The organism is Neisseria mucosa (assembly GCF_013267835.1).
Taxonomy (GTDB): domain Bacteria; phylum Pseudomonadota; class Gammaproteobacteria; order Burkholderiales; family Neisseriaceae; genus Neisseria.
This window is the reverse complement of the sequence record NZ_CP053939.1, coordinates 390,562-411,388: the sequence shown is the minus strand read 5'-3', so window position 1 is coordinate 411,388 and position 20,827 is coordinate 390,562. Positions and strand designations below refer to the sequence as shown.

Below are 20,827 nucleotides of genomic sequence, written 5' to 3'. Positions count from 1 at the left end.
AGACGGCCTTTTTGATTGCAAAACAACAAACTAGATAAAACCTTTTTCCCTACCCGATTTGCCCCATCGCAAAGACGGCCAAGCGCCATATCGCCCATCCTGCCACCAATAATCCGGCGCACAAACGAACCATGCGTTTTTGCAAAAAGGTTTTCAACTGCGCTGCAAATATGCCCATCGCGAGCAGGTTCGGCAAGGTCCCCAACGCAAACGCCAGCATATACAGTCCGCCGTGCAAGGCATTGCCGCTGCCCAAAGCATATAAAGACGCGCTGTACACCAAGCCGCAAGGCAGCCAGCCCCAAAGCACGCCCACGCCGAAACAGGCAGGCACTGATTTAATCGGCAGCAATTTGTTCAGTAAAGGATTCAGGCGTTTCCATATCGGTTTGCCGATGCCTTCGATTTTGGTTGCGGCAGTCGAAATACCGGCAAGATACAGCCCAAGTAAAAGCAGCAAGACATTGGCGGCAATATACAAACCGTTTTGAACCGCGCGCGTATCGTCCAAGGAAATGCCAACCTGCCCGACCAAACCGACCAACAGGCCAATGACGACATAGCTGCTGATGCGCCCTAAGTTCAACAATACAATCAGCCCGATTCGGTTTAAATGTGGCGGCAGCTGCAATGCGAATGCGCTGCTCAATCCGCCGCACATGCCGACGCAATGCGTTCCGCCAAAAAAGCCGAGCAGAAAAAGCGTAAGAAATGTGATTTCTTGATTCATGGTTTTTAATGATTCAAACGAATGGATGAGGCCGTCTGAAACTTTTCAGACGGCCTTGAGAATGAAGGATAAGCTTTTCCGCCCACCCTCTTCACGCTTTAGAAAAGCAATTAGCTGCGTGCGCGTACATCAAATGCCTGACGCAAACCTTCGCCGATCATAACCAGCAAAAGCAGCATCACCGTCAGCGTAGCAACGGCAGACAGACCGATCCACCACGCGTCCAAGTTGTCTTTGCCTTGCGCCAGCAACTCGCCCAAGCTCGCCTGTGAGGCAGGTACGCCCAAGCCCAAGAAGTCCAAACTGGTCAGGGCGAGTACCGCACCTGAAATACGGAAAGGCAAAAAGGCCAATACCGGCGTCAAGCTGTTGGGCAGGATATGGCGCCACATGATTTCACGGTTGCTCACGCCCATCGCGCGCGCCGCCAAAACGTAATCGGTCTGACGGTTTTTCAAAAACTCGGCGCGGACATAGTCGGACAAGCCCATCCAGCCGAAAAGCGACAGCAATACCAGCAAAATCAACAGTCCGGGATTAAAGAACGAAGACAGGATAATCAGGAGGTACAGCTCCGGCATACCGCCCCAAACCTCGATAAAACGCTGCATCAGAAGGTCGGTTTTGCCGCCGAAATAACCCTGCACCGCGCCTGCAACCACGCCGATTACGGTAGTCACCACGGTCAATACCAAGGCAAACAGCAGCGAATCGCGGAAACCGTAAACCAAGCGCGCCAACAGGTCGCGGCCGCGGTCGTCCGTTCCCAAGATATGCCGTTCGGACGGTTTGGCAGGATCGGGGGCCGTATCGAAATCGTTCAAGGTATCGGCATCGTAAGGATTGGGCAGATACAGGGCGAAATTGCCGTCTGAAGTGATGTTGTGGCGGATAAGCGGATCCAAATAATCCGCAGGCGTATCGAAATCGCCGCCAAATGTGGTTTCATTGTATTCAGTTACCAAAGGGAAGAAATACTCGCCCTGATAGCGTATCCACAAAGGTTTGTCGTTGCTCCACAAAGGCGCAAGCAAGGTAACGACAAACAAAACGGCCAAAATCCGCAAAGCCAGCCAACCGCGCTTATGCTGCTTAAAGGCCTGCCAAGTAGGGTTTGAAGTAGATTTTTTCTTTTTCATGGTTCGAAACATTCTTTAATAATGGATTGAAGATATTTTCAGACGGCCTTATTTCTGTCCGCCAAAGTGAATGCGCGGATCGACCCACGAATAAGAAATATCCGACACCAATTTAGCCAACAACCCCATCAGCGTGAACACATACAGCGTGCCCATTACGACAGGATAATCACGTTTCATCACTGCCTCGTAAGACAGCAAACCCAACCCGTCCAGCGAGAACAGCGTTTCAATCAACAGGCTTCCGGTAAAGAATGCGCCGATAAATGCGGCCGGGAAACCGGTAATCAGAGGAATCATGGCGTTGCGGAAAATATGTTTCCACAAAATCTGTTTCTCAGGCAAGCCCTTGGCCCGCGCGGTATAAACATATTGGCGACGGATTTCTTCAAGGAACACGTTTTTCGTCAATACGGTCATCACCGCCAAGTTGCCTGCCACCGAAGCGGTAATCGGCAAGGCCATATGCCACAAATAATCTTTGACTTTACCGGCCCAAGAGAGCGTATCGAAATCATCGCCGACCAAACCGCCCTGCGGGAACCAGGCAAAAAAGCTGCCGCCGCCAAACAACACCAGCAACACCAAGCCCAAGACAAACGGCGGTACGGTATAGCCGACCAAAATGATCATGCCCGTAATCGTATCGAATCGGCTGCCATCCCTGACCGCCTTGGCAATACCCAACGGAATACATATCAAATAAGTCAGGAAAAACGTCCACAAACCCAAACTCATCGATACCGGCATTTTCTCTTTCACCAATTCAAACACAGTTTGGTGATGGAAAAAGCTCTCGCCCAAATCGAAACGGGCGAATTTCCATACCATATCGGCAAAACGCGTCAAAGGCGGCTTGTCGAAACCGTATAAAGCATTCAGCGCGGCCAAATCCTCCGCACTGATGCGGTTGCCGTTTTTGGCCAAAGTTCCGGGCATACTGTGTCCCGCCGTCTCGCCGCCAACCGCGCCCTGCGTCAGCTGCTGAACCATCTGCTCCACCGGGCCGCCGGGAACAAACTGAATCACGGCGAAAGTAATCGCCAAAATCCCCAACAGCGTGGGAATCAAAAGGAGCAAACGATGAAAGATATAACGCCACATGGTTAAGTGTTCCTCTATTTTTTTGATTTGAAGGCCGTCTGAAACCGCTTGCTTCAGACGGCGTTATCGTAACGGATTAATAAGCGTTTGGACGATGATTTACTTCTCCAAAGCCTCCAGCAATTTTTTCTCAATCAAATCCGCATCAAAGGATTTGGCAATCAGCTCGAAGCGCGAGTCGCGACGCCATGAAACCTGATTTGCGCCCCATTGTCCGTCCACCCAGTTGAGCCATACCCAAGTACCGAGCACTTGGAACACGCCTTTGGCACGGACGAGGCCGTCTGTCAATTTAGGCAGGTCATTGAAGAAATCGGTCAATTTTTCGCCGTCGAAATCGCGTCCGGCAGGGAATGTGAAGCCTTGCGACTGGAAGCCCATGGTGTTGTCCGGCAGGGCTTTGAGGCGGTAACGTGATTTTTCGATAACGGGAATGTCAAGCCATTGGATGTCGAGTTGCGCATTTTGGACTTCAACCACTTTGGCTTTGGGCGGGAACAGTTTGGCCGCTTTATCATGAAATTCGGCCAGTTGATCCGGCGTGCACAAGTCGGTTTTGCTGGCGACCAATACGTCGCAAATGCCGATTTGGTCTTTATACAAGGCTTGTTGCGCGTAATCGGGATTAATAAACTGGCGCGGATCGACAACGGTAAAGACGGCGCCAATTTCCAGCATGCTGTCGAGCGGTTTGGCTTTCAGTTCGTCAATAACGCTGGCGGCGTGCGCCAGACCGCTGGCTTCAATCATCAAGCGGTCGGGTTGGGCATCGCGCAGCATTTTTTGTACGGTCGTCCCCATTTGCGCGCCGGCAGTACAGCACAAACAGCCGCCGGCAATTTCGGCCACGGGAATGCCGTTGTCGCTCAAGACGGCGCCGTCAATGCCGATTTCGCCAAATTCGTTGACGATGATGACCCATTTTTCATTCGGGTCTTTTTGCGCCATCAGACTTTTGAGTGCGGTGGTTTTACCTGTTCCGAGAAAGCCTGAAATCAGGTGGACTTTAGTCTTTTTTACTTCTGACATTTTTTACAAATTCCTGTTAAAACAACATGTTCTTCTTTTAATGAGAAACCGGTTTCAGCCACGCCTGCACGCAAGGCCGCCCATTCTTGGCTCAAGGTCTGCTCATCCGCCGTACCGCATTCGGTGCAAACCAAAATAAACGCGCTGTGGTGCGCCTCTGTTTCTTCGTGGTCGTGGCAATGGTCGTTGCACTCGTGCTGCGCGTGGCTGCACAAAATATAGCCGTTGACCGCCGCCACTTTGTGCAAAACGCCCTGTTCCGCCCAAAAATCAAGGGCGCGGTAGGCCGTCGGCGGCGCAACCACACCCTCGCTTTGCTGCTGCATCTGCGACAGAACGTTGTAGGCTTTAATCACGCCGCTTTGTTTCAAAACAATATCAAGCACTTGCTCGCGCAATGCGGTTACCTGCACGCCATCGCGCTGCGCTTGTTCTAAGATTTTTTGTTTGATTGCGTTCATAACTGAAACAGCCTTTCAGACGGCCTTGTTAATAAAAAATTACATTATAGCGTGTTTACTCAATTTCAGATAACAAAGAGGCCGTCTGAAACGTTCAGACGGCCTTATGCCGATTACTTAAACCAAGATTTAATTTTTCCAAACAAAGACATGCTTTGTTTTTCAAACGTTTCTTCCTTCGCCGGTGCAGGCTCGTCGCGGTAAACTTTCATGCCTGCAAAGGTCTGGGCAACCGGCATGATTTCGATGGAATTGACGTTCATCCGCGCCGGACGCTGATAGAGCCATAAAGCGGTATCGGCAATATCTTGCGGCTGGATAAACTCGACATTCTCATAAACCTCGGCCGCACGCTGGTCGTCGCCTTTGAAACGGACGTTGGAAAACTCGGTATCGCCGCACAAGCCCGGTTCGATATTGGTAATGCGGATGTTTTTGTCTGCCAATTCGGCGCGCAGATTCATGCTGAATTGACGCACAAAAGCCTTGGTCGCGCCATAGACATTACTGCCGGGATAAGCATAACTGCCGGCAATCGAACCCAAATTGATGATATAGCCCTGTTTGCGCGCGACCATTTGCGGCAAAATCTGTCGGGTCAGAAAAGTCAGGCCGATGATATTGGTTTGAATCATGGTTTCCCAATCGCCAAAATCGGCTTTATCGGCAGTATCCAAACCCAAAGCCAAACCGGCGTTGTTGATCAGGCAATCGATTTCGGACAAATGCTCGGGCAGGCTGTTCAAAGCGTTTTGAATCGACTCCGTGCGCGAAACATCCATTTCCAAAGGGTAAAACTGCTCGCCCAATTCCTCTGCCAACTGCTGCAATTTGTCTTCGCGCCGTGCCGCGCCGATGACATGATAGCCTGCTGCAACAAAGGTGCGGCACATTGCCGCGCCGAATCCTGCCGATGCCCCGGTAATCAAAATTGCCATATCGTTTCCTTTCTGTACTCGTTTCAGACTTGGGTTTTAAGGTATGATAACGCCTTATCAGACGGCCTGAGTGGTTGACCGGCTGATTTTAAATTTAACGATAATCATATCATTACAATAGGACACACTCCATATGAAAACCCGTTTTCTCCCTGTTGCTTTGGCAACAGTGGCGCTTACCCTTTCCGCCTGCGGCGGCAGCGGCGCGCCTTCCCAGCCTAAAGGCCCTATTTCCGAAGACCGTACGGCCGCATTCAAATCCATGATGCCTGAGTTTACCCGCATGGGCAAAATGGTCAAAGACGAAGAGCCTTACGACGTTGAGAAATTCAAACAAGCTGCAGCCACTTTTGCTGAAAACAGCAAAAAACCGTTCACCCTGTTTGAATCCGATCCTCAAGGCAACGGCCGCGCCCTGCCTGCCATCTGGACAGACACAGCAACATTCAAAGCCGAAGAAGAAAAATTCGTTGCTGCGGTTGAAAAACTCAACGCCGCTGCCCAAACCGGCAAGCTCGAAGAAATCAAAGCCGCTTACGGCGAAACCGGTGCAACCTGCAAATCCTGCCACGATACATTCCGCGGTCCGGAATAAGGCTTAAAACAAACAATAAAGGCCGTCTGAAATATCATTTTCAGACGGCCTTTTCTTCAACTGACTTCAAACCTTTCTATATCGACTTTATATTTTGCATTTCATGTTTTTTACCGGTTTCATTTGAAACCGACGGCTCAATTCACATAGCGCAATCAAATTTTCTTCTTCCGGCTGTTTAAATTCAATTAAATCTCCCCTTTTCTCAACCAACCCAATTCAAATTCAGACCTGCTTTATCTTTTCAGCCAGATTAATCATATGCGGTTGGATTATCTTATAAAACAAAATTTTACTTTATTTTTTAATAAATAAAAACCATTTTCAAAATATTTGTAAAGTTTAATAATATGTTATAAAGTAGCGACTTCGTTTCTGAGGTAACTATCATGAATCCGAATTTCAAATTAAATCTACTGACATTATCTTTACTGGCTATAACAAGTATCGCACACGCAGAAGAAGAAGTTTCAACTCAAGAGCTTGATGAAATTCAAGTCAAAGGCAAACACATTGCCAAAGAGAAAAAAGTTTTTACCGAAGGCCAAGCCAAAAGTTCGCGTGAACGGGTTTATCAATCCAGCGAAAACATCGATACCATCGTTCGGAGCATGCCCGGCGTCTTCACCCAACAAGACAAGGGATCGGGGGTATTGGCAGTTAATATCCGTGGCGATAGCGGTTTGGGACGTGTCAATACGATGGTTGACGGCGTAACCCAAACCTTCTATTCCACTTCCGCCGATGCCGGACGCAGCGGCAGCTCCTCGCAATTTGGTACGGCACTGGATCCCAATTTTATTGCCGGTGTGGATGTAACCAAAGGCAGTTTCTCGGGTGCCAACGGCATCAATACTTTATCCGGTACAGCCAATTTCCGTACTTTACGGGTAGATGATGTGGTACACGGAAACCATACCTTCGGCCTTTTAACCAAAGGATTGACCGGCACAAACAGCACCAAAAGCAATTTTATGGCAACCGGAGCGGTACAAAAATGGTTTGACAGCGGTGCGCGCCTTGGCGCGTTATATGGTTACAGCCACCGTAATGTCGAGCAAAACTATAAAGTGGGCGGCGGCGGTCAGCGTATCGGCAATTTTGGCGAAGAATATTTGGACCGTAAAAAACAAGAATATTTTGAAAGCAACTTATTGAAATTCGACCACGAACAAAATCTCTGGGTTCGTGACTTTTCCAAACGTAACGCAGTCGGCAAAAGCTATTGGGACTACCCTTTCTCCAAAAAATATAACGATCCTGAAGTTTTACAAAGAGATTATGTCGATGACTTGGAAAGAAGCTGGAAAGAGAATTTGGCACCGCAATGGGACCTGACTCCAATCGACCCGACTAGCCTGCAACAACGCTCAAACAGCCATTTAGTCAAAGTGGAATATGAAAACGACAACAACAAGCTGGACCTTCAGCTTCGTACCATGAACAACCGTATCGGCAGCCGCAAAGTAGAAAACCGCAACTACCAAGCCAATTACAACTTAAACATTGGCGATTATGTCGATTTAAACGTATTGGCCGCCCATAATCTGGGTAAACAAAAATATCCGAAAAACTCACGTTTTTCAGGATGGGGGCTGTTGGATTATTTGGAAACCAAAAACACAGCCAATCTTTTGGATATCAACAACAGCTTTTCTTTCAAACTTCCCCAAAAAACAGATTTAAAAGCTACCGTCGGTTTCAATTTCTTTAAAAACCAATACAGTAAAAACCGCTTTCCGGAAGAGCTGAGCTTGTTTTACGACGGTCCCGATCAAGATGCTGGCCTGTACAGTTTTTTAGGCCGCTTCAAAGGAGACAAAGGAATATTTCCCCAAAAATCAACGATATTGCAACCTTCAGGCCAGCAAAAATTCAATACCTTCTATTTTGATACTTCCTTGAAAAAAGGTATTTATCAATTGAATTACAGCGCCAATATGGTCAACTACCGCTACAAGGGCGAATATACCGACTACTTCAATACCCAAGAAGACTTTAAAAAAGCATTTGGAGAAGATTCCAAAATTTATAAACAGCATTGCACACCAAGCTGCGACCTTTACGAACCGGTTTATACCAAATCCGGTAAAAAGCATGCGGTAAACCATTCGGTGGCATTAAACATCAATGTTAACGACTACTTTATGCCGTTTATCAGCTATTCGCGCACGCATAGAATGCCGAATATTCAAGAAATGTATTTTTCACAAATCGGCGACTCGGGCGTCAATACCACCCTCAAGCCGGAACAGGCCAATACTTACCAAATAGGTTTCAATACCTTCAAAAAAGGGATTTTCAAGCCGGATGATGTATTGGGTTTCAAACTGGTTGCCTATCGCAGTAGGATAAACAACTATATCCACAATGTTTATGGCAAATGGTGGGATTTGGACAAAGCACCCAGCTGGGTAACCAGTACCGGCCTGCAATACTCCATCCAGCATAGAAACTATGCCAAACCTGTCCATAAAAATGGTTTGGAAGTGGAAATGAACTATGATTTCGGCCGCTTTTTTACCATCCTGTCTTACGCCTATCAAAAAACCAACCAGCCGACCAATTATAGCGATGCCAGCGAATCTCCCCGCAACTCTTCTAAAGAAGACCAAATCAAACAAGGCTACGGCTTAAGCAAAATTTCCCGCCTGCCCCGAGATTACGGTCGGTTTGAATTAGGGTCCCGATGGTTGGGCAACAAATTGACCATCGGCGGCATTATGCGCTATTACGGCAAAAGTACACGGGCGACGACTGAGGAGGAATTTGTTGACGGTACAACCGGTGCTAATACCTACTCTTCACATCAAATGGGCAGAAGGGTGATCAAAAAAACAGAAAGCATCAACAGACAGCCGATGATTTTTGATTTCTATGCCAATTATGAACCGAAGAAAAACCTTATCCTTCGTTTCGACATTCAAAATGCCTTCAATAAACGCTATGTCGATCCTTTGGACGCCGCAAATGATGCCGCAACCCAGCGCTATTTCAGCGTATTTGAAAGAAAAGGCGGTTTAGATGATGAGGAAGTCGAATGCGATGCCAACGGTTTATGCAATGGCAAATATGGCGGTACGACACGCTCCGTCTTGAACAACTACGCACGAGGCAGGACTTTGCTGTTTACCATCAGTTATAAGTTCTAAACCTATCTATCAGTATCTTAATATTGCACTGATTAAGCGGTAGTCAATATTGTTGCAGTATTTATGGTGTTAGTTTACGGCACCAAATATGCCTTGAATTTTTATAGCTCAATTTCAACATTAAATGATTAGGTATCGAATATGAAAAAAATAACCCTAAAATTCACCGCACTTTTGCTTGGCTCAGCTTTAGCAAGTAGTGCGTTTGCAACAGAAAATGGTCAAACTTCCTCAAGTTCTGATTATGAATTAGAGAAAGTATTGATTTTCAGCCGACACGGATTGCGTTCACCAGTGGAAAAAGATCCGCAAGAAATGGCGAAATATTCCCCGTATGCGTGGGCAAAATGGGATGTGCCATCTGGTTATCTCACGGCAAAAGGGACAGTGCTAGAAACCTATTTCGGCCAATATTTAGGACAATGGCTTGCGGATAAAGGATTATTAACGACAGATCGTTGTGCATCGGGTGAAGGTATTTTCGCTTATGCGAATGGAGTGCAACGCACCATTGCAACAGGTCAGGCCATTGTGGCGGGAGCTTTTGCAGGCTGTAATGTTCAACTGCAACATCACGGTGAAATTGGTTCAGAAAAAGATCCAATTTTTAACACGCAGGCGCACAATCCAAGCCAAGCTTTGATTGAATCTGCAAAAAATAACGTTGATTTAACCGCTTTACAGCAAAAATTAGCGCCAAATTATGCGCTATTGAGTGAAATCATCGATTATAAAAATTCACCAAACTGTTTGCAAAAAGGCGAATGTGATTTAGGTGGAAAAGTCGGTGAATACAGTATCAAAGACGGCAAGTCGGTCAAGATTACGGGGTCTATCAGCACCGGGAAGAAAATTGTCAGTGCATTATTGCTCGCACATTATGTGGGTAAGCCTGATTCTGAAATTGCAAACGGTCGTGTGGATAGCCAAGAAAAATGGCGCGCAATTAACGAAATTAAAAACGAATATTACCGTACTTTATTTAAAAACAATGAAGCGTTAGCACAAAATGCATCATATCCGTTATTGGCATTTATTCAGCAGCAGCTAAATAGCGAAAATAAAATTAACTTATTGGTTGGACACGATTCTAATATCGTCGCTCTGCTGGCTGCATTAGGTGTTGAGCCTTATGAATTAGATGGTTCATTGGAAAATATCCCAATCGGTGGCAAGCTGCTATTTGAAGTGTGGAAGCACAAACCAAGTGGTAAGCTCAAATTTAAGTTGGATTATGTGTATCAATCTACCGAACAGCTGATTAACACCATGCCATTAAGTTTAGCGACACCACCAAACCAAACAGCTTTAACGCTCAAAGGCTGTGAAAAAGATGAAAAGGGCTTTTGTGATTACGAGCGTTTTCAACAGGTGTTGAGTGAGGGTATTAAGAACGGTAAAAAATAGCATTCATGCAACCCTATGAAAAATACTTAAAAGAGAATTCGCAGAAACTGCGAGTGGATCAAACGGAAAAGCCGGCAAACGTAATGTTTACCGGCTTTTCTCAATATATTCTCAAAATTTTCTTCATCTATACACAATAAAAAACCTGTCCTTGCGGACAGGTTTTCAATGATGATGGATTACAGGCCGCTCAGACGGGCTGTATCGTGTGCAATCATCAATTCTTCGTTGGTAGGAATCACAACGGCAACAGCTTTGCTGTCGGCAGTGGTAATCACACCGGCATTACCGAAGCGGGCTTTCAGGTTGGCTTCTTGGTCAATGTGCAGACCGAGGAAGCCCAAGTAGCCCAATACGCGTTCGCGGATGATGTCGGAGTTTTCACCGATACCGCCGGTGAAAACCAATGCGTCCAAACCGCCTGCCGCTACTGTCATGCTGCCGATGTATTTAGCCAAGCGGTAGATGAACATTTCCAAAGCCAGTTTGGCGCCCGGATGGCCTTTGGCAGCTTCTTCTTCGATGGTACGGCAGTCGTTGGACAAACCGGAAATACCGAGCAGGCCGGATTTTTTGTTCAGCATTTCGGTAATTTGGGAAATGGTCATGTTGGCGTTTTCAGCCAAGAAACTGAAAACGGCAGGGTCGATATCGCCGCTGCGGGTACCCATTACCAAACCTTCCAGCGGAGTCAGGCCCATGCTGGTGTCTTGAGATTGGCCGTTGGCAACGGCGGTAATGGATGCGCCGTTACCCAAGTGGGCAATAACCATGCGCAAATCTTTTTTGTCTTTACCGAGGAAGCGTGCGGTTTCGTCGGCGACGAAGCGGTAGCTGGTACCGTGCGCGCCGTAGCGGCGCAAGCCGTATTTTTCATACAATTCATGTGGAACAGCGTATTTGTAAGCGTGTTCAGGCATGGTTTGATGGAATGCGGTGTCGAATACGACAACGTTCGGCAGGCCTTTGAAAATGGTTTGTGCAGCGCGCAGGCCCAAAAGGTGAGCCGGGTTGTGTAAAGGAGCAAGTGGAATACATTTTTCGATACCAGCGATAACATCGTCGGTAACCAAAATGGATTCACTGTACAATTCGCCGCCGCTTACCACACGGTGGCCGATCGCGCCGATACGGGTGTCGAGGCCGTGGGCTTTGAGTTCTTCCATCAGGGCTTCAACTGCACCGGTGTGGTCGGGCTTGGCAGACAGGTCGACTTTGTGTTTTTCGCCGTTGAATTTGAAGGTGATGTAGGCATCGGGCAGATTGAGTTTTTCGGCAAGGCAGCTCAGCAATACTTCGCCGCTGTCGTTATCCAATACGGCACCTTTGAGAGAAGAGCTGCCGCAGTTCAAAACCAAGATTAATTTTTGTGTCATTTTATGCTCCTTGAGGTTTCAGACGGCATTTTTGTCGGGACCTTACTGCTGCTCCGGCTATGTTGCACCCCTTGTGGGACGTAGTGGGTAGCGGTCTGAACAGATTAACAAAGTAAACGTCGTATTCTAACAAAAAATGTAATCGGCTGCTTGACTTAATATTTGATGTAAAATGGACGAAATTTTATTTTAGGCCGTCTGAAAAATGACGGCGGTTTTGAAGAATTTTCAATATGCATTATTTCAGTATCCACACTCAAGACGGCGAGCATGCCGGATTTTTTATTATGTTGGCAGACGATGAGTCGCAAAATCCGCCGCAAAGCGGACGCTTCGCAATCAAGCTGCAAAGTGAAGACGCAGCCGCAGCGGCGGTATTGTCGCCTTTCGAGCAAACCGATATTCCGCAATACTGGCGCGTGGTTAAAGACCGTATCGAATTGTTTTTTGACGATAAAAACATCGGCGCGCTGCGCAACGAATATCTGACCATCAGCGGTAAAACCTTTATCCTGACCGATTTGACCGGAGCGATGTAATGGAAAGTATGTTTATCCTTGTACCCATCAGCATTATTTTGGCCTTTATTATCGGCTGGTTTTTCTGGTGGTCGGGTAAAAACGGACAGTTTGACGACCTTGAAGGACCTGCACACCGCATTTTGATGGACGATGACTCCACTGAAAAACTGATCGAAAAAGACGAAAACAAAGAATCCTAACAATGAGCCTTAAAAAAGACAATCTGAATTTCCACACAACCCGCCGTTTTGCGCCGCTCTTTGGGACGCAGTTTTTGGGCGCGTTTAACGATAATGTGTTCAAAACCGCATTATTCGTGATGATCAGTTTTTACGGTTTGGGCAAAAACGACTTTCTGCCGTCCAGCCAAATGCTGAACTTAGGAGCGATGCTGTTTATCCTACCCTATTTTCTGTTTTCCGCGCTGTCAGGACAGCTGAGCAACAAATTCGACAAAGCCGTTTTGGCGCGCTGGATCAAGCTGTTGGAAATCATCATCATGGCAGTGGCGGCGTATGGCTTCTACATCCAATCCGCGCCTTTGCTTTTAATCTGCCTGTTTTGCATGGGCACGCAATCTACCCTGTTTGGCCCGCTGAAATACGCCATTTTGCCCGATTACCTCAACGACAAAGAGCTGATTATGGGCAACAGCCTGATTGAATCGGGTACGTTTATCGCCATCTTGCTTGGCCAGATTTTGGGCACGGCAGTCGCAGGCGTTCCGCCATATATTGTTGGTGGTTTGGTGTTGTTGGTCGCTATCGGCGGCACGATGACCAGCCTGTTTATGCCGTCTGTAGCCGCTAAAATGCCGGACACAAAAATCGAATGGAACATCATCAAAGGCACGAATTCGCTGATTCGAGAAGCGGTGGCCGACCGCCCTGTATTCACTTCCATTATCGGTATTTCATGGTTTTGGTTTGTCGGCTCGGTTTATACCACCCAACTGCCGACGTTCACGCAAATCCATTTGGGCGGCAACGATAATGTGTTCAACCTGATGTTGGCGCTGTTCTCCATCGGCATCGCCATCGGCTCGGTATTATGCGCCAAACTCAGCCATGAGCGACTGATTTTGGGCTTGGTCACCATCGGCACATTGGGGCTGACGGTCTGTGGATTATTGCTGGTGTGGCTGACCCACGGCCAACGCTTTACCGAATTAAACGGCATTATTTGGTTTTTATCGCAAGCCCAAGCGTATCCGATTATGCTCGTCATGTCGGCTATCGGCTTTTTCGGCGGCTTCTTCTCCGTACCGCTTTACACTTGGCTGCAAACCGCCAGCAGCGAAACCTTCCGCGCCCACGCCGTCGCCGCCAACAACATCATCAACGGCGTGTTTATGGTGTCGGCCGCTATTTTGAGCGCGGTTTTGCTGATGTTGTTCGAAAGCATCACGCTGCTGTATTTGATTGTGGCCGTGGGTAATCTTCCTTTGATTGTTTACCTCATCAAACGGGAACCGAAATTTATCGGGGATTTGACCGCTTTGTTGAAAATCAGCAAATAAGGCCGTCTGAAATATATCCCCACCATGCACATTTTCACTGTTCAATCGCGTGGACAGCCTGTGCATAAATCAGATTACTGTCTGATTTAAAATTAAAAAACAGAACTGACTAAATTTTAAGCACAACTTTACCGCCAAACAAAATGCACATTTTTCCCCAAACAAGCGTGTGTAAAGGCTGTGAATAAGTCTGCTTAATGTTTGATATTTCAAAACAAAACGATATTTGATTAATTTTTAGGCAGTTAATAAAAGGCCGTCTGAAAACTTTTTCAGACGGCCTGAGCGTATAATAACCACCTACCTTATAGTTCCCAAACGATATGATTTATCCATGGCATGAAACCCAATGGCAACAGCTCGCCGCCCATTGGCAAAACCGTCCCAACGCTTGGCTGTTTACCGGCAAAGAAAATACCGGCAAAACCGAGTTTGCCCGCTTTGTCGCGCAGGCATTGCTGTGCGAATCGCCCAAGTCCGGTCATGAACCCTGCGGTGAGTGCGCTTCGTGCCATTTGTTCAGCCAAAACACACATCCCGACTTTTACGAACTCACGCCGGAAATTCCCGAAGGCGAGGCAACAGGACGCAAACTCCTGCAAATCAAAATCGATGCCGTGCGCGATATTGTGGAAAACATTTACCTGACCGCTGTCCGTGGCGGCCTGCGCGTGGTATTGGTACATCCGGCGGAAAGTATGAATACACAGGCGGCAAACGGTTTGTTGAAAGCTTTGGAAGAGCCGCCGCAACACGTTGTTTTCCTGCTCGTTACCCACGCGCGCGACAAACTCCTGCCCACCATCAAAAGCCGTTGCCGCCAGATGGTGCTGCCCTCGCCGACCCATGAACAAGCTGCAGCATACCTGCGCCAACAGGGCGTGGAAAATGCCGAAGCCTTGTTGGCATTCCACAGCGGCGCGCCTTTATTCACACCGACTCCCGAATTGGACGCATTGCGTGAAGAGTTGCTGACGCTGCTGGCTGCCCCGCGCCTGTTGGCCATACTCGACTACGCCGCCGCGTTCGACAAACAAAAGCAACCGCTGGCCGTTTTCATCGACTGGCTGCAAAAGTGGCTGACGGATGTCGGCTTGGCACAACAAAGCATGGCGCCGCTTTATTATCCGCACCATGCCCAAGCCCTGCTTCAGACGGCCTCCAAAACCGATTCACGCAGGCTGTTTGCCCTATTGGGCCGTCTGAACGCGCTCAACCCTTACGGATACCATACCTTGAGTGTTAAAATGCAACTTGAGTATCTGCTTATCGAATATTTAGATTTTTGGCAAAACAAACCCTAACAGGTAATAAATGATGAATAAAAAAGACATTCCGGCGAAGATGTTGGCTTTGCAACTCAAAGACCCCAATCTGTTGTACAACTGCTATATGCCGTTTTTAGAACACGGCGGCCTGTTCGTGCCGACCGATGACGTATTCTCCCTAGGCGAAGACATCCTCTTGGCCGTCGAAATCGCCGACTATCCCAAACGCTTCCTGCCAACCAAAGTCGTTTGGATCAATCCCGCGCGCACCTCGGCCCACCGCCCCAAAGGCGTAGGCCTTGCCTTTTCCGAACACGAAAGCTGCCAGCAGGCAAAAAACCTGATCGAAGCCGAGCTCGGTCCGCGCCTGCGCAGCGACCGTACTACTTTTACCCTGTAATACCATGCATTTAATCGATTCACATTGCCATCTCAACTTTGACGGCCTAAAAGACCGCCTGCCCGAAGTCTTTGCCAATATGGAAGCGCAAAGCGTCAAACAAGCGCTTGCCATCAGCGTCAGCAAACAAAGTTTTGCCGAAGTCTTCGACATTGCCCAGGCGCACGACCACATTTACTGCACCATCGGCATACATCCCGACAGCCAAGAAGCGGAAGAATTTACCGTTGCCGAAATGGTAGAAGCGGCCAAACATCCCAAAATCGTCGGCATCGGCGAAACCGGTTTGGACTATTACTGGTGCAAAGGCGATTTGTCATGGCAGCATCAACGTTTTGCCGACCACATCCAAGCCGCCAACGAAAGCAGCCTGCCCGTTATCGTCCACACGCGCGATGCGGCCGAAGACACATTGCGGATTTTGAAAGAGTGCCATACCAACTCCGGCGTAATTCACTGCTTCTCCGAAGACGTTGCCTTCGCCAAAGCCGCTTTAGATTTGGGCTTATACATTTCCTTCTCCGGTATTGTGACGTTTAAAAACGCACCGTTGATACAGGAAGCCGCCAAATACGTCCCTGCCGATAGAATCTTAGTAGAAACCGATGCCCCCTTCCTCGCGCCGGTTCCCAAACGCGGCAAACAAAACGAGCCTTCCTACGTCCGCTATACAGCCGAATTCGTAGCCAATCTGCGCGGCGAGAGCTTGGAAACATTGGCACAAAACACCAGCGACAATTTCTATCGCCTGTTTAAGAAAGTACCCGATGGCCGTCTGAACAACGGCTAGGTCTAAAGCCTCTACCATCGGCTCTGCCTACCTGTCATCTAGATCCTGCCTCAAACTCAACGGTAAACTCGAAATGACCCGAGACAGAAACACAATCGGCTTGCGCTATCTTCCGAACGGCCAGCCTTTTGAAGAATGGGAATTTTCCCATCAACACAATAAATAAGTTTAAATTCAAAATATTGCTTTCCTAAGCCCGACAAAGCAAGAGGTCGTCTGAAAGTATTTTCAGACGGCCTCTTGCTTATTTTACCGATAGGATGTAAAACCTATCCTTCGAAATAAACGGCTCATCGAAACCGTACACCCATCGACACAATATGGACACGAACTCCGAAATGCACACCCACTCTAATTTTTACGCCATGTTGACAGCCGCCTGCCAAAAAAACGGTAAAGGCACGGTCATTTTCAACGATAAAGAAAAAATCAGCTATTCCTCCCTCAAACACGAAGTAGAAACCGTCGCCGCCTATCTGCAACATGAAGGCGTACAATATGGTGACAAGGTCGCCCTTGTCGTTTCCAACTCTCCCGAATTTATTACCGCCTATTTCGCCATTACTTCCATCGGTGCGGTAGCCGTCCCACTCAACGTCTTTTTGAAAAGCGAAGAGTTCTCTTACATCCTCAATGACTGCGACGCACGCTTTATGTTCGCCTCCGCGCCGTTGGCCAAAGAACTCAAAAACATCAAAGCCAAAACCAAAGTCCGTAAAATCATCTGGATTGGCGAAACCAAAGCCGCCAGTGGCGAAGACAGCTATTTCGATGCCGCGCGTACATTCCCCGGCAAGCCGAATCTGAGCCGTCAGCCGTCCGTCAACGATTTGGCGCACATTATCTACACCTCCGGCACAACCGGCCATCCCAAAGGCGCATTAATCAGTTACAGCAATCTGTTTTCCAACCTTTCGGGCGTCGAACAAATTTTCCAAATTTCGCAAAAAGACCGCTTCGTCGTCTTCTTGCCCATGTTCCACAGCTTTACGCTGACCGCCATGGTTTTGCTGCCGATATATCAGGCCTGCTCGATTATTTTGGTCAAATCCGTCTTCCCGTTCTCCAACGTGTTGAAACAGGTTTTACTCAAACGCGCTACCATTTTCCTCGGCGTACCGGCTATTTACACTGCCATGAGCAAAGCCAAAATCCCTTGGTATTTCAGATGGTTCAACCGCGTCCGTCTGTTTATCAGCGGCGGCGCGCCTTTGGCCGGACAAACCATTGACGACTTCAAAGCCAAATTCCCGCGTGCCAAATTGCTGGAAGGCTACGGCTTGAGCGAATGCTCGCCCGTCGTGGCCGTCAATACGCCCGAACGCCAAAAAACCGCCAGCGTCGGCGTTGCCCTGCCCGGCCTGACCGTGAAAGCCGTCGATGACGAATTGGTCGAAGTGCCACGCGGCGAAGTGGGCGAACTCATCATCAAAGGCGGCTCGGTCATGCAAGGCTACCTCAATATGCCTGACGCCACAGATGAAACCATCGTAAACGGTTGGCTGAAAACCGGCGACTTCGTCACCATAGACGAAGACGGCTTCATCTTCATCGTCGACCGCAAAAAAGACCTGATTATCTCCAAAGGCCAAAACGTCTATCCGCGAGAAATCGAAGAAGCCATTTACAAACTCGATGCCGTGGAAGCCGCCGCCGTCATCGGTGTGAAAGACCAATACGCCGATGAAGAAATCATTGCCTTTATCCAACTCAAAGAAGGCATGAAGCTGGAAGAAGCCGAAGTCCGCAGCCACCTGCGCGGCCTGCTGGCAAACTTTAAAATCCCCAAACAAATCATCTTCCAAGACGAGCTGCCGCGCAATGCCACCGGCAAAGTGTTAAAACGCAAACTCAAAGAACAGTTTCAAGACTAAACCGCTGTTTCAGACGGCCTCTTGATTCATGCAGGCCGTCTGAAAACAACCTGTATTCCACAAACCTTTTCAGACGGCCACGACCATGACGACACCTATACTCGAAATCGAAAACCTAAACGGCTCCTTTCCGAGCAAGCAAGTCCTACACGATATCAACCTGACCTTGCAACCCGGCCGCAAACTGGCATTGGTCGGCGAGAGCGGCAGCGGCAAAACCGTATTGTCACAAGGCATCATGCGCCTCAACCCGATGGTTAGCTTTGAAGGCAGTCTGAAATATTGCGGAACCGATCTGCTGACCCAGCCCGAACGCGCCCTGCAAAAGCTGCGCGGCTGCGAAATCGGCATGGTGTTTCAAGAACCCATGACCGCCCTCAACCCCGTGATGCGCGTCGGCGAACAAATCGCCGAAGTCCTAACCCTGCATTTGGGTTTGGATAAAAAACAGGCATGGGCGCGCGCCATCGAACTCCTAGACGAAACCGGCATCCACCAGCCCGAGCAAAAAGCCCAGGCTTATCCGTTCCAACTTTCCGGCGGCCAACGCCAGCGTGCCATGATTGCCATGGCCGTATCCGCCCAACCCAAGCTCCTGATTGCCGACGAACCGACCACTGCTTTGGACGTTGCCGTCCAAGCCCAAATTCTCGACCTGCTCTCGCGCCTGCAGGAAGACCACGGCATGACCATGCTCTACATTACGCACGACTTAAACCTCGTGCGCCGTTTTGCCGACGACATCGCCGTTATGCGTAACGGCCGCATCCTTGAAGCCGGCAAAGCAGCCGAAGTCTTCGCCAATCCGCAACACGAATACACCAAAATGCTGCTCAATGCCGGCACAACACGCCGCGTCGCCCCCTTGCCTGAAAACCCGGCCACCGTACTTAAGGCCGAACACGTCGCCTTTTCCGTCAAAGAGTCGGACGGTTGGTTTAAAAAACGCGACAAAACCATCCTCAACCCCATTTCTTTCGACCTTAAATCTGGCGAAACATTGGGTATCATCGGCGAAAGCGGCAGCGGCAAAACCACGCTGGCCAAAGCCGTTATGCACCTTATCGACTCCGAAGGCAGTCTGATTGTCAACGGCGAGCCATGGAAACGCGAATTGAGACGCGAAATCCAAATGGTGTTCCAAGACCCGTTCGGCGCATTCAATCCGCGCATGAACGTCTTTGATACCGTTTCCGAAGCCTTACGCGTGCACGAACCTGAAATGCCACGCGAAGAAATGCGCCGCCGCGTCGAAGAAGTCCTCAAACAAGTCGGCCTGCCCGAAGACGCACTCGAACGCTATCCGCATGCCTTCTCCGGCGGCCAACGCCAACGCCTCGCCATCGCCCGCGCCATCATTGTCCGCCCGAAAATCCTCGTATTGGACGAACCAACCAGCGCGCTCGATGTCCAATGGCAACAACAAATCCTTGAATTGCTCAGCGGCCTGCAAAAAGAATACGGCCTCGCCTTCATCATCATCAGCCACGACCTCGCCGTCATCCGCGCCATTTCCCACCGTGTGATGGTGTTGAAAGACGGCAAAATCGTTGAAGAAGGCGAATGTGAAAACGTATTTGCCAATCCAAGCAGCGACTACACGCGCCATTTGATTGCCCACTCCGGCCACATGGTCCAAGAGGCCGTCTGAATCTTTAAGGATTACGATAGACGCATTTCAAAAAAACTATTACCGAGTGGCAGCACTTGAAATTTTCCCAGTCTGCCACTATCCTGAACAACATATTTATCGATCCCCATTCAAAAGGAAACAAACATGAGCAGCGAATTGATTATCCACGCCAGCGATGCCAGCTTTGAACAAGACGTTTTGAAATCCGACGTACCTGTATTGCTGGACTTCTGGGCACCATGGTGCGGCCCTTGCAAAATGATCGCCCCAATCTTGGACGACATTGCCTCCGAATTCCAAGGTCGTCTGAAAGTCGTTAAAATCAACATCGACGACAATGAAGCCACTCCTGCCAAATTCGGCGTTCGCGGCATCCCTACCCTGATGGTGTTCAAAAACGGCGAAAACGTTGCCACTAAAGTCGGCGCATTGGCTAAAGGCCAACTGACTGCATTCGTTGAAGCTTCTATCGCTTAAGGTTTTAAGCATATAAAAAGGCCGTCTGAAAATTGTTTTCAGACGGCCTTTTTTGTATTCATTAAGCAGCCAATGGTTTCAAAGTCAGGCTGGCATTTTCAGCTTTCACTTTAAACAGCAAATCAATATTCGGATGTTTGCCCGGATTGGCTTCGGCATCGGCAACATGTTCGGCAAACCATGCCAGGCCGCGTTCTGCCGCCGCTGCGTCAAGTTTACCGTCAAACTCTTGCGCCAAAGCATGGTAAAGCTTGAGCGAGCCTTGTTTGCCAGGTGCATTGGGAATGTGATGAACCACATTGCCCTCTTTGTCGAGAATATCCAAGCCGCTCAAATGATCGATGGCAGGCATGGCGGCAAGATTATCTTGGAAGCTCATGATTGTCCTTTCTGATGTGGGTTTTAAAGCAAACC

Annotated in this window: 20 protein-coding genes; 12 read left to right on the top strand and 8 right to left on the bottom strand. The window is 48.6% G+C overall.

Annotated elements, in window-relative coordinates; genetic code table 11:
* Positions 1 to 49: 49 nt before the first annotated feature.
* The 6 genes from FOC66_RS01850 to FOC66_RS01825 form a co-directional block, all read right to left on the bottom strand.
* On the bottom strand, positions 50 to 730 hold the full coding sequence (locus FOC66_RS01850) for a sulfite exporter TauE/SafE family protein (RefSeq protein ID WP_003680951.1): 681 nt from the start codon (positions 728 to 730) through the stop codon (positions 50 to 52).
* Positions 731 to 840: 110 nt separating this feature from the next.
* Positions 841 to 1,881, bottom strand: a complete 1,041-nt coding sequence (locus tag FOC66_RS01845) for an ABC transporter permease (protein WP_003746082.1) — start codon at positions 1,879 to 1,881, stop codon at positions 841 to 843.
* A gap of 36 nt (positions 1,882 to 1,917) precedes the next feature.
* A complete protein-coding gene (locus FOC66_RS01840) occupies positions 1,918 to 2,973 on the bottom strand; it encodes an ABC transporter permease subunit (RefSeq protein WP_003746080.1) in 1,056 nt (351 codons plus the stop codon).
* A gap of 99 nt (positions 2,974 to 3,072) precedes the next feature.
* Complete coding sequence (locus tag FOC66_RS01835; RefSeq protein WP_003746079.1) at positions 3,073 to 4,002, bottom strand: CobW family GTP-binding protein; 930 nt, start codon at positions 4,000 to 4,002, stop codon at positions 3,073 to 3,075.
* A complete protein-coding gene (locus FOC66_RS01830) occupies positions 3,990 to 4,463 on the bottom strand; it encodes a Fur family transcriptional regulator (protein ID WP_003746077.1) in 474 nt (157 codons plus the stop codon). The genes FOC66_RS01835 and FOC66_RS01830 overlap by 13 nt, the downstream gene beginning before the upstream one ends.
* A 113-nt stretch (positions 4,464 to 4,576) precedes the next feature.
* Positions 4,577 to 5,401 (bottom strand): SDR family oxidoreductase, encoded by an 825-nt coding sequence (locus tag FOC66_RS01825; RefSeq protein WP_003746075.1) that lies wholly within the window; start codon positions 5,399 to 5,401, stop codon positions 4,577 to 4,579.
* Positions 5,402 to 5,534: 133 nt separating this feature from the next.
* On the opposite strand from FOC66_RS01825, the gene FOC66_RS01820 reads away from it, so the two are divergent.
* The 3 genes from FOC66_RS01820 to FOC66_RS01810 all read left to right on the top strand — a co-directional run bounded on the left by FOC66_RS01820 (position 5,535) and on the right by FOC66_RS01810 (position 10,555).
* On the top strand, positions 5,535 to 5,996 hold the full coding sequence (locus FOC66_RS01820) for a c-type cytochrome (RefSeq protein WP_003746073.1): 462 nt from the start codon (positions 5,535 to 5,537) through the stop codon (positions 5,994 to 5,996).
* A gap of 389 nt (positions 5,997 to 6,385) precedes the next feature.
* Positions 6,386 to 9,148 (top strand): TonB-dependent receptor domain-containing protein, encoded by a 2,763-nt coding sequence (locus FOC66_RS01815; RefSeq protein ID WP_003746070.1) that lies wholly within the window; start codon positions 6,386 to 6,388, stop codon positions 9,146 to 9,148.
* A gap of 141 nt (positions 9,149 to 9,289) precedes the next feature.
* Positions 9,290 to 10,555 carry a histidine-type phosphatase gene (locus tag FOC66_RS01810; RefSeq protein WP_003746068.1) on the top strand — a complete coding sequence of 422 codons (1,266 nt, stop codon included), beginning with the start codon at positions 9,290 to 9,292 and terminating at the stop codon, positions 10,553 to 10,555.
* A gap of 179 nt (positions 10,556 to 10,734) precedes the next feature.
* Here the strand turns inward: FOC66_RS01810 and FOC66_RS01805 are convergent, their stop codons facing one another.
* The gene (locus tag FOC66_RS01805; RefSeq protein ID WP_003746066.1) at positions 10,735 to 11,931 is read right to left on the bottom strand and encodes an acetate kinase; all 1,197 of its coding nucleotides are present in this window, start codon (positions 11,929 to 11,931) and stop codon (positions 10,735 to 10,737) included.
* Positions 11,932 to 12,164: 233 nt separating this feature from the next.
* On the opposite strand from FOC66_RS01805, the gene FOC66_RS01800 reads away from it, so the two are divergent.
* The 9 genes from FOC66_RS01800 to trxA all read left to right on the top strand — a co-directional run bounded on the left by FOC66_RS01800 (position 12,165) and on the right by trxA (position 20,413).
* Positions 12,165 to 12,470, top strand: coding sequence for an HLGFF motif protein (locus FOC66_RS01800; protein ID WP_003746064.1), 306 nt, complete (start codon positions 12,165 to 12,167; stop codon positions 12,468 to 12,470).
* On the top strand, positions 12,470 to 12,652 hold the full coding sequence (gene ccoS, locus FOC66_RS01795; RefSeq protein WP_003746062.1) for a cbb3-type cytochrome oxidase assembly protein CcoS: 183 nt from the start codon (positions 12,470 to 12,472) through the stop codon (positions 12,650 to 12,652). The genes FOC66_RS01800 and ccoS overlap by 1 nt, the downstream gene beginning before the upstream one ends.
* A 2-nt stretch (positions 12,653 to 12,654) precedes the next feature.
* The gene (locus FOC66_RS01790; protein ID WP_003746061.1) at positions 12,655 to 13,971 is read left to right on the top strand and encodes an MFS transporter; all 1,317 of its coding nucleotides are present in this window, start codon (positions 12,655 to 12,657) and stop codon (positions 13,969 to 13,971) included.
* Positions 13,972 to 14,294: 323 nt separating this feature from the next.
* The gene (locus tag FOC66_RS01785) at positions 14,295 to 15,275 is read left to right on the top strand and encodes a DNA polymerase III subunit delta' (RefSeq protein ID WP_003746059.1); all 981 of its coding nucleotides are present in this window, start codon (positions 14,295 to 14,297) and stop codon (positions 15,273 to 15,275) included.
* 10 nt (positions 15,276 to 15,285) lie between these two features.
* A complete protein-coding gene (locus FOC66_RS01780; RefSeq protein ID WP_003746058.1) occupies positions 15,286 to 15,639 on the top strand; it encodes a PilZ domain-containing protein in 354 nt (117 codons plus the stop codon).
* Positions 15,640 to 15,643: 4 nt separating this feature from the next.
* Positions 15,644 to 16,429 carry a TatD family hydrolase gene (locus tag FOC66_RS01775; RefSeq protein ID WP_003746056.1) on the top strand — a complete coding sequence of 262 codons (786 nt, stop codon included), beginning with the start codon at positions 15,644 to 15,646 and terminating at the stop codon, positions 16,427 to 16,429.
* A gap of 320 nt (positions 16,430 to 16,749) precedes the next feature.
* Positions 16,750 to 18,303: a fatty acid--CoA ligase gene (locus FOC66_RS01770; RefSeq protein WP_036493564.1), complete on the top strand. Its 1,554-nt coding sequence runs from the start codon at positions 16,750 to 16,752 to the stop codon at positions 18,301 to 18,303.
* 85 nt (positions 18,304 to 18,388) lie between these two features.
* Positions 18,389 to 19,954, top strand: coding sequence for an ABC transporter ATP-binding protein (locus FOC66_RS01765; RefSeq protein ID WP_003746052.1), 1,566 nt, complete (start codon positions 18,389 to 18,391; stop codon positions 19,952 to 19,954).
* A 126-nt stretch (positions 19,955 to 20,080) separates the two neighbouring features.
* A complete protein-coding gene (gene trxA, locus FOC66_RS01760; RefSeq protein WP_003681479.1) occupies positions 20,081 to 20,413 on the top strand; it encodes a thioredoxin TrxA in 333 nt (110 codons plus the stop codon).
* A gap of 61 nt (positions 20,414 to 20,474) precedes the next feature.
* Here the strand turns inward: trxA and FOC66_RS01755 are convergent, their stop codons facing one another.
* On the bottom strand, positions 20,475 to 20,792 hold the full coding sequence (locus FOC66_RS01755; protein ID WP_003746050.1) for a DUF2322 family protein: 318 nt from the start codon (positions 20,790 to 20,792) through the stop codon (positions 20,475 to 20,477).
* Positions 20,793 to 20,827: the final 35 nt, after the last annotated feature.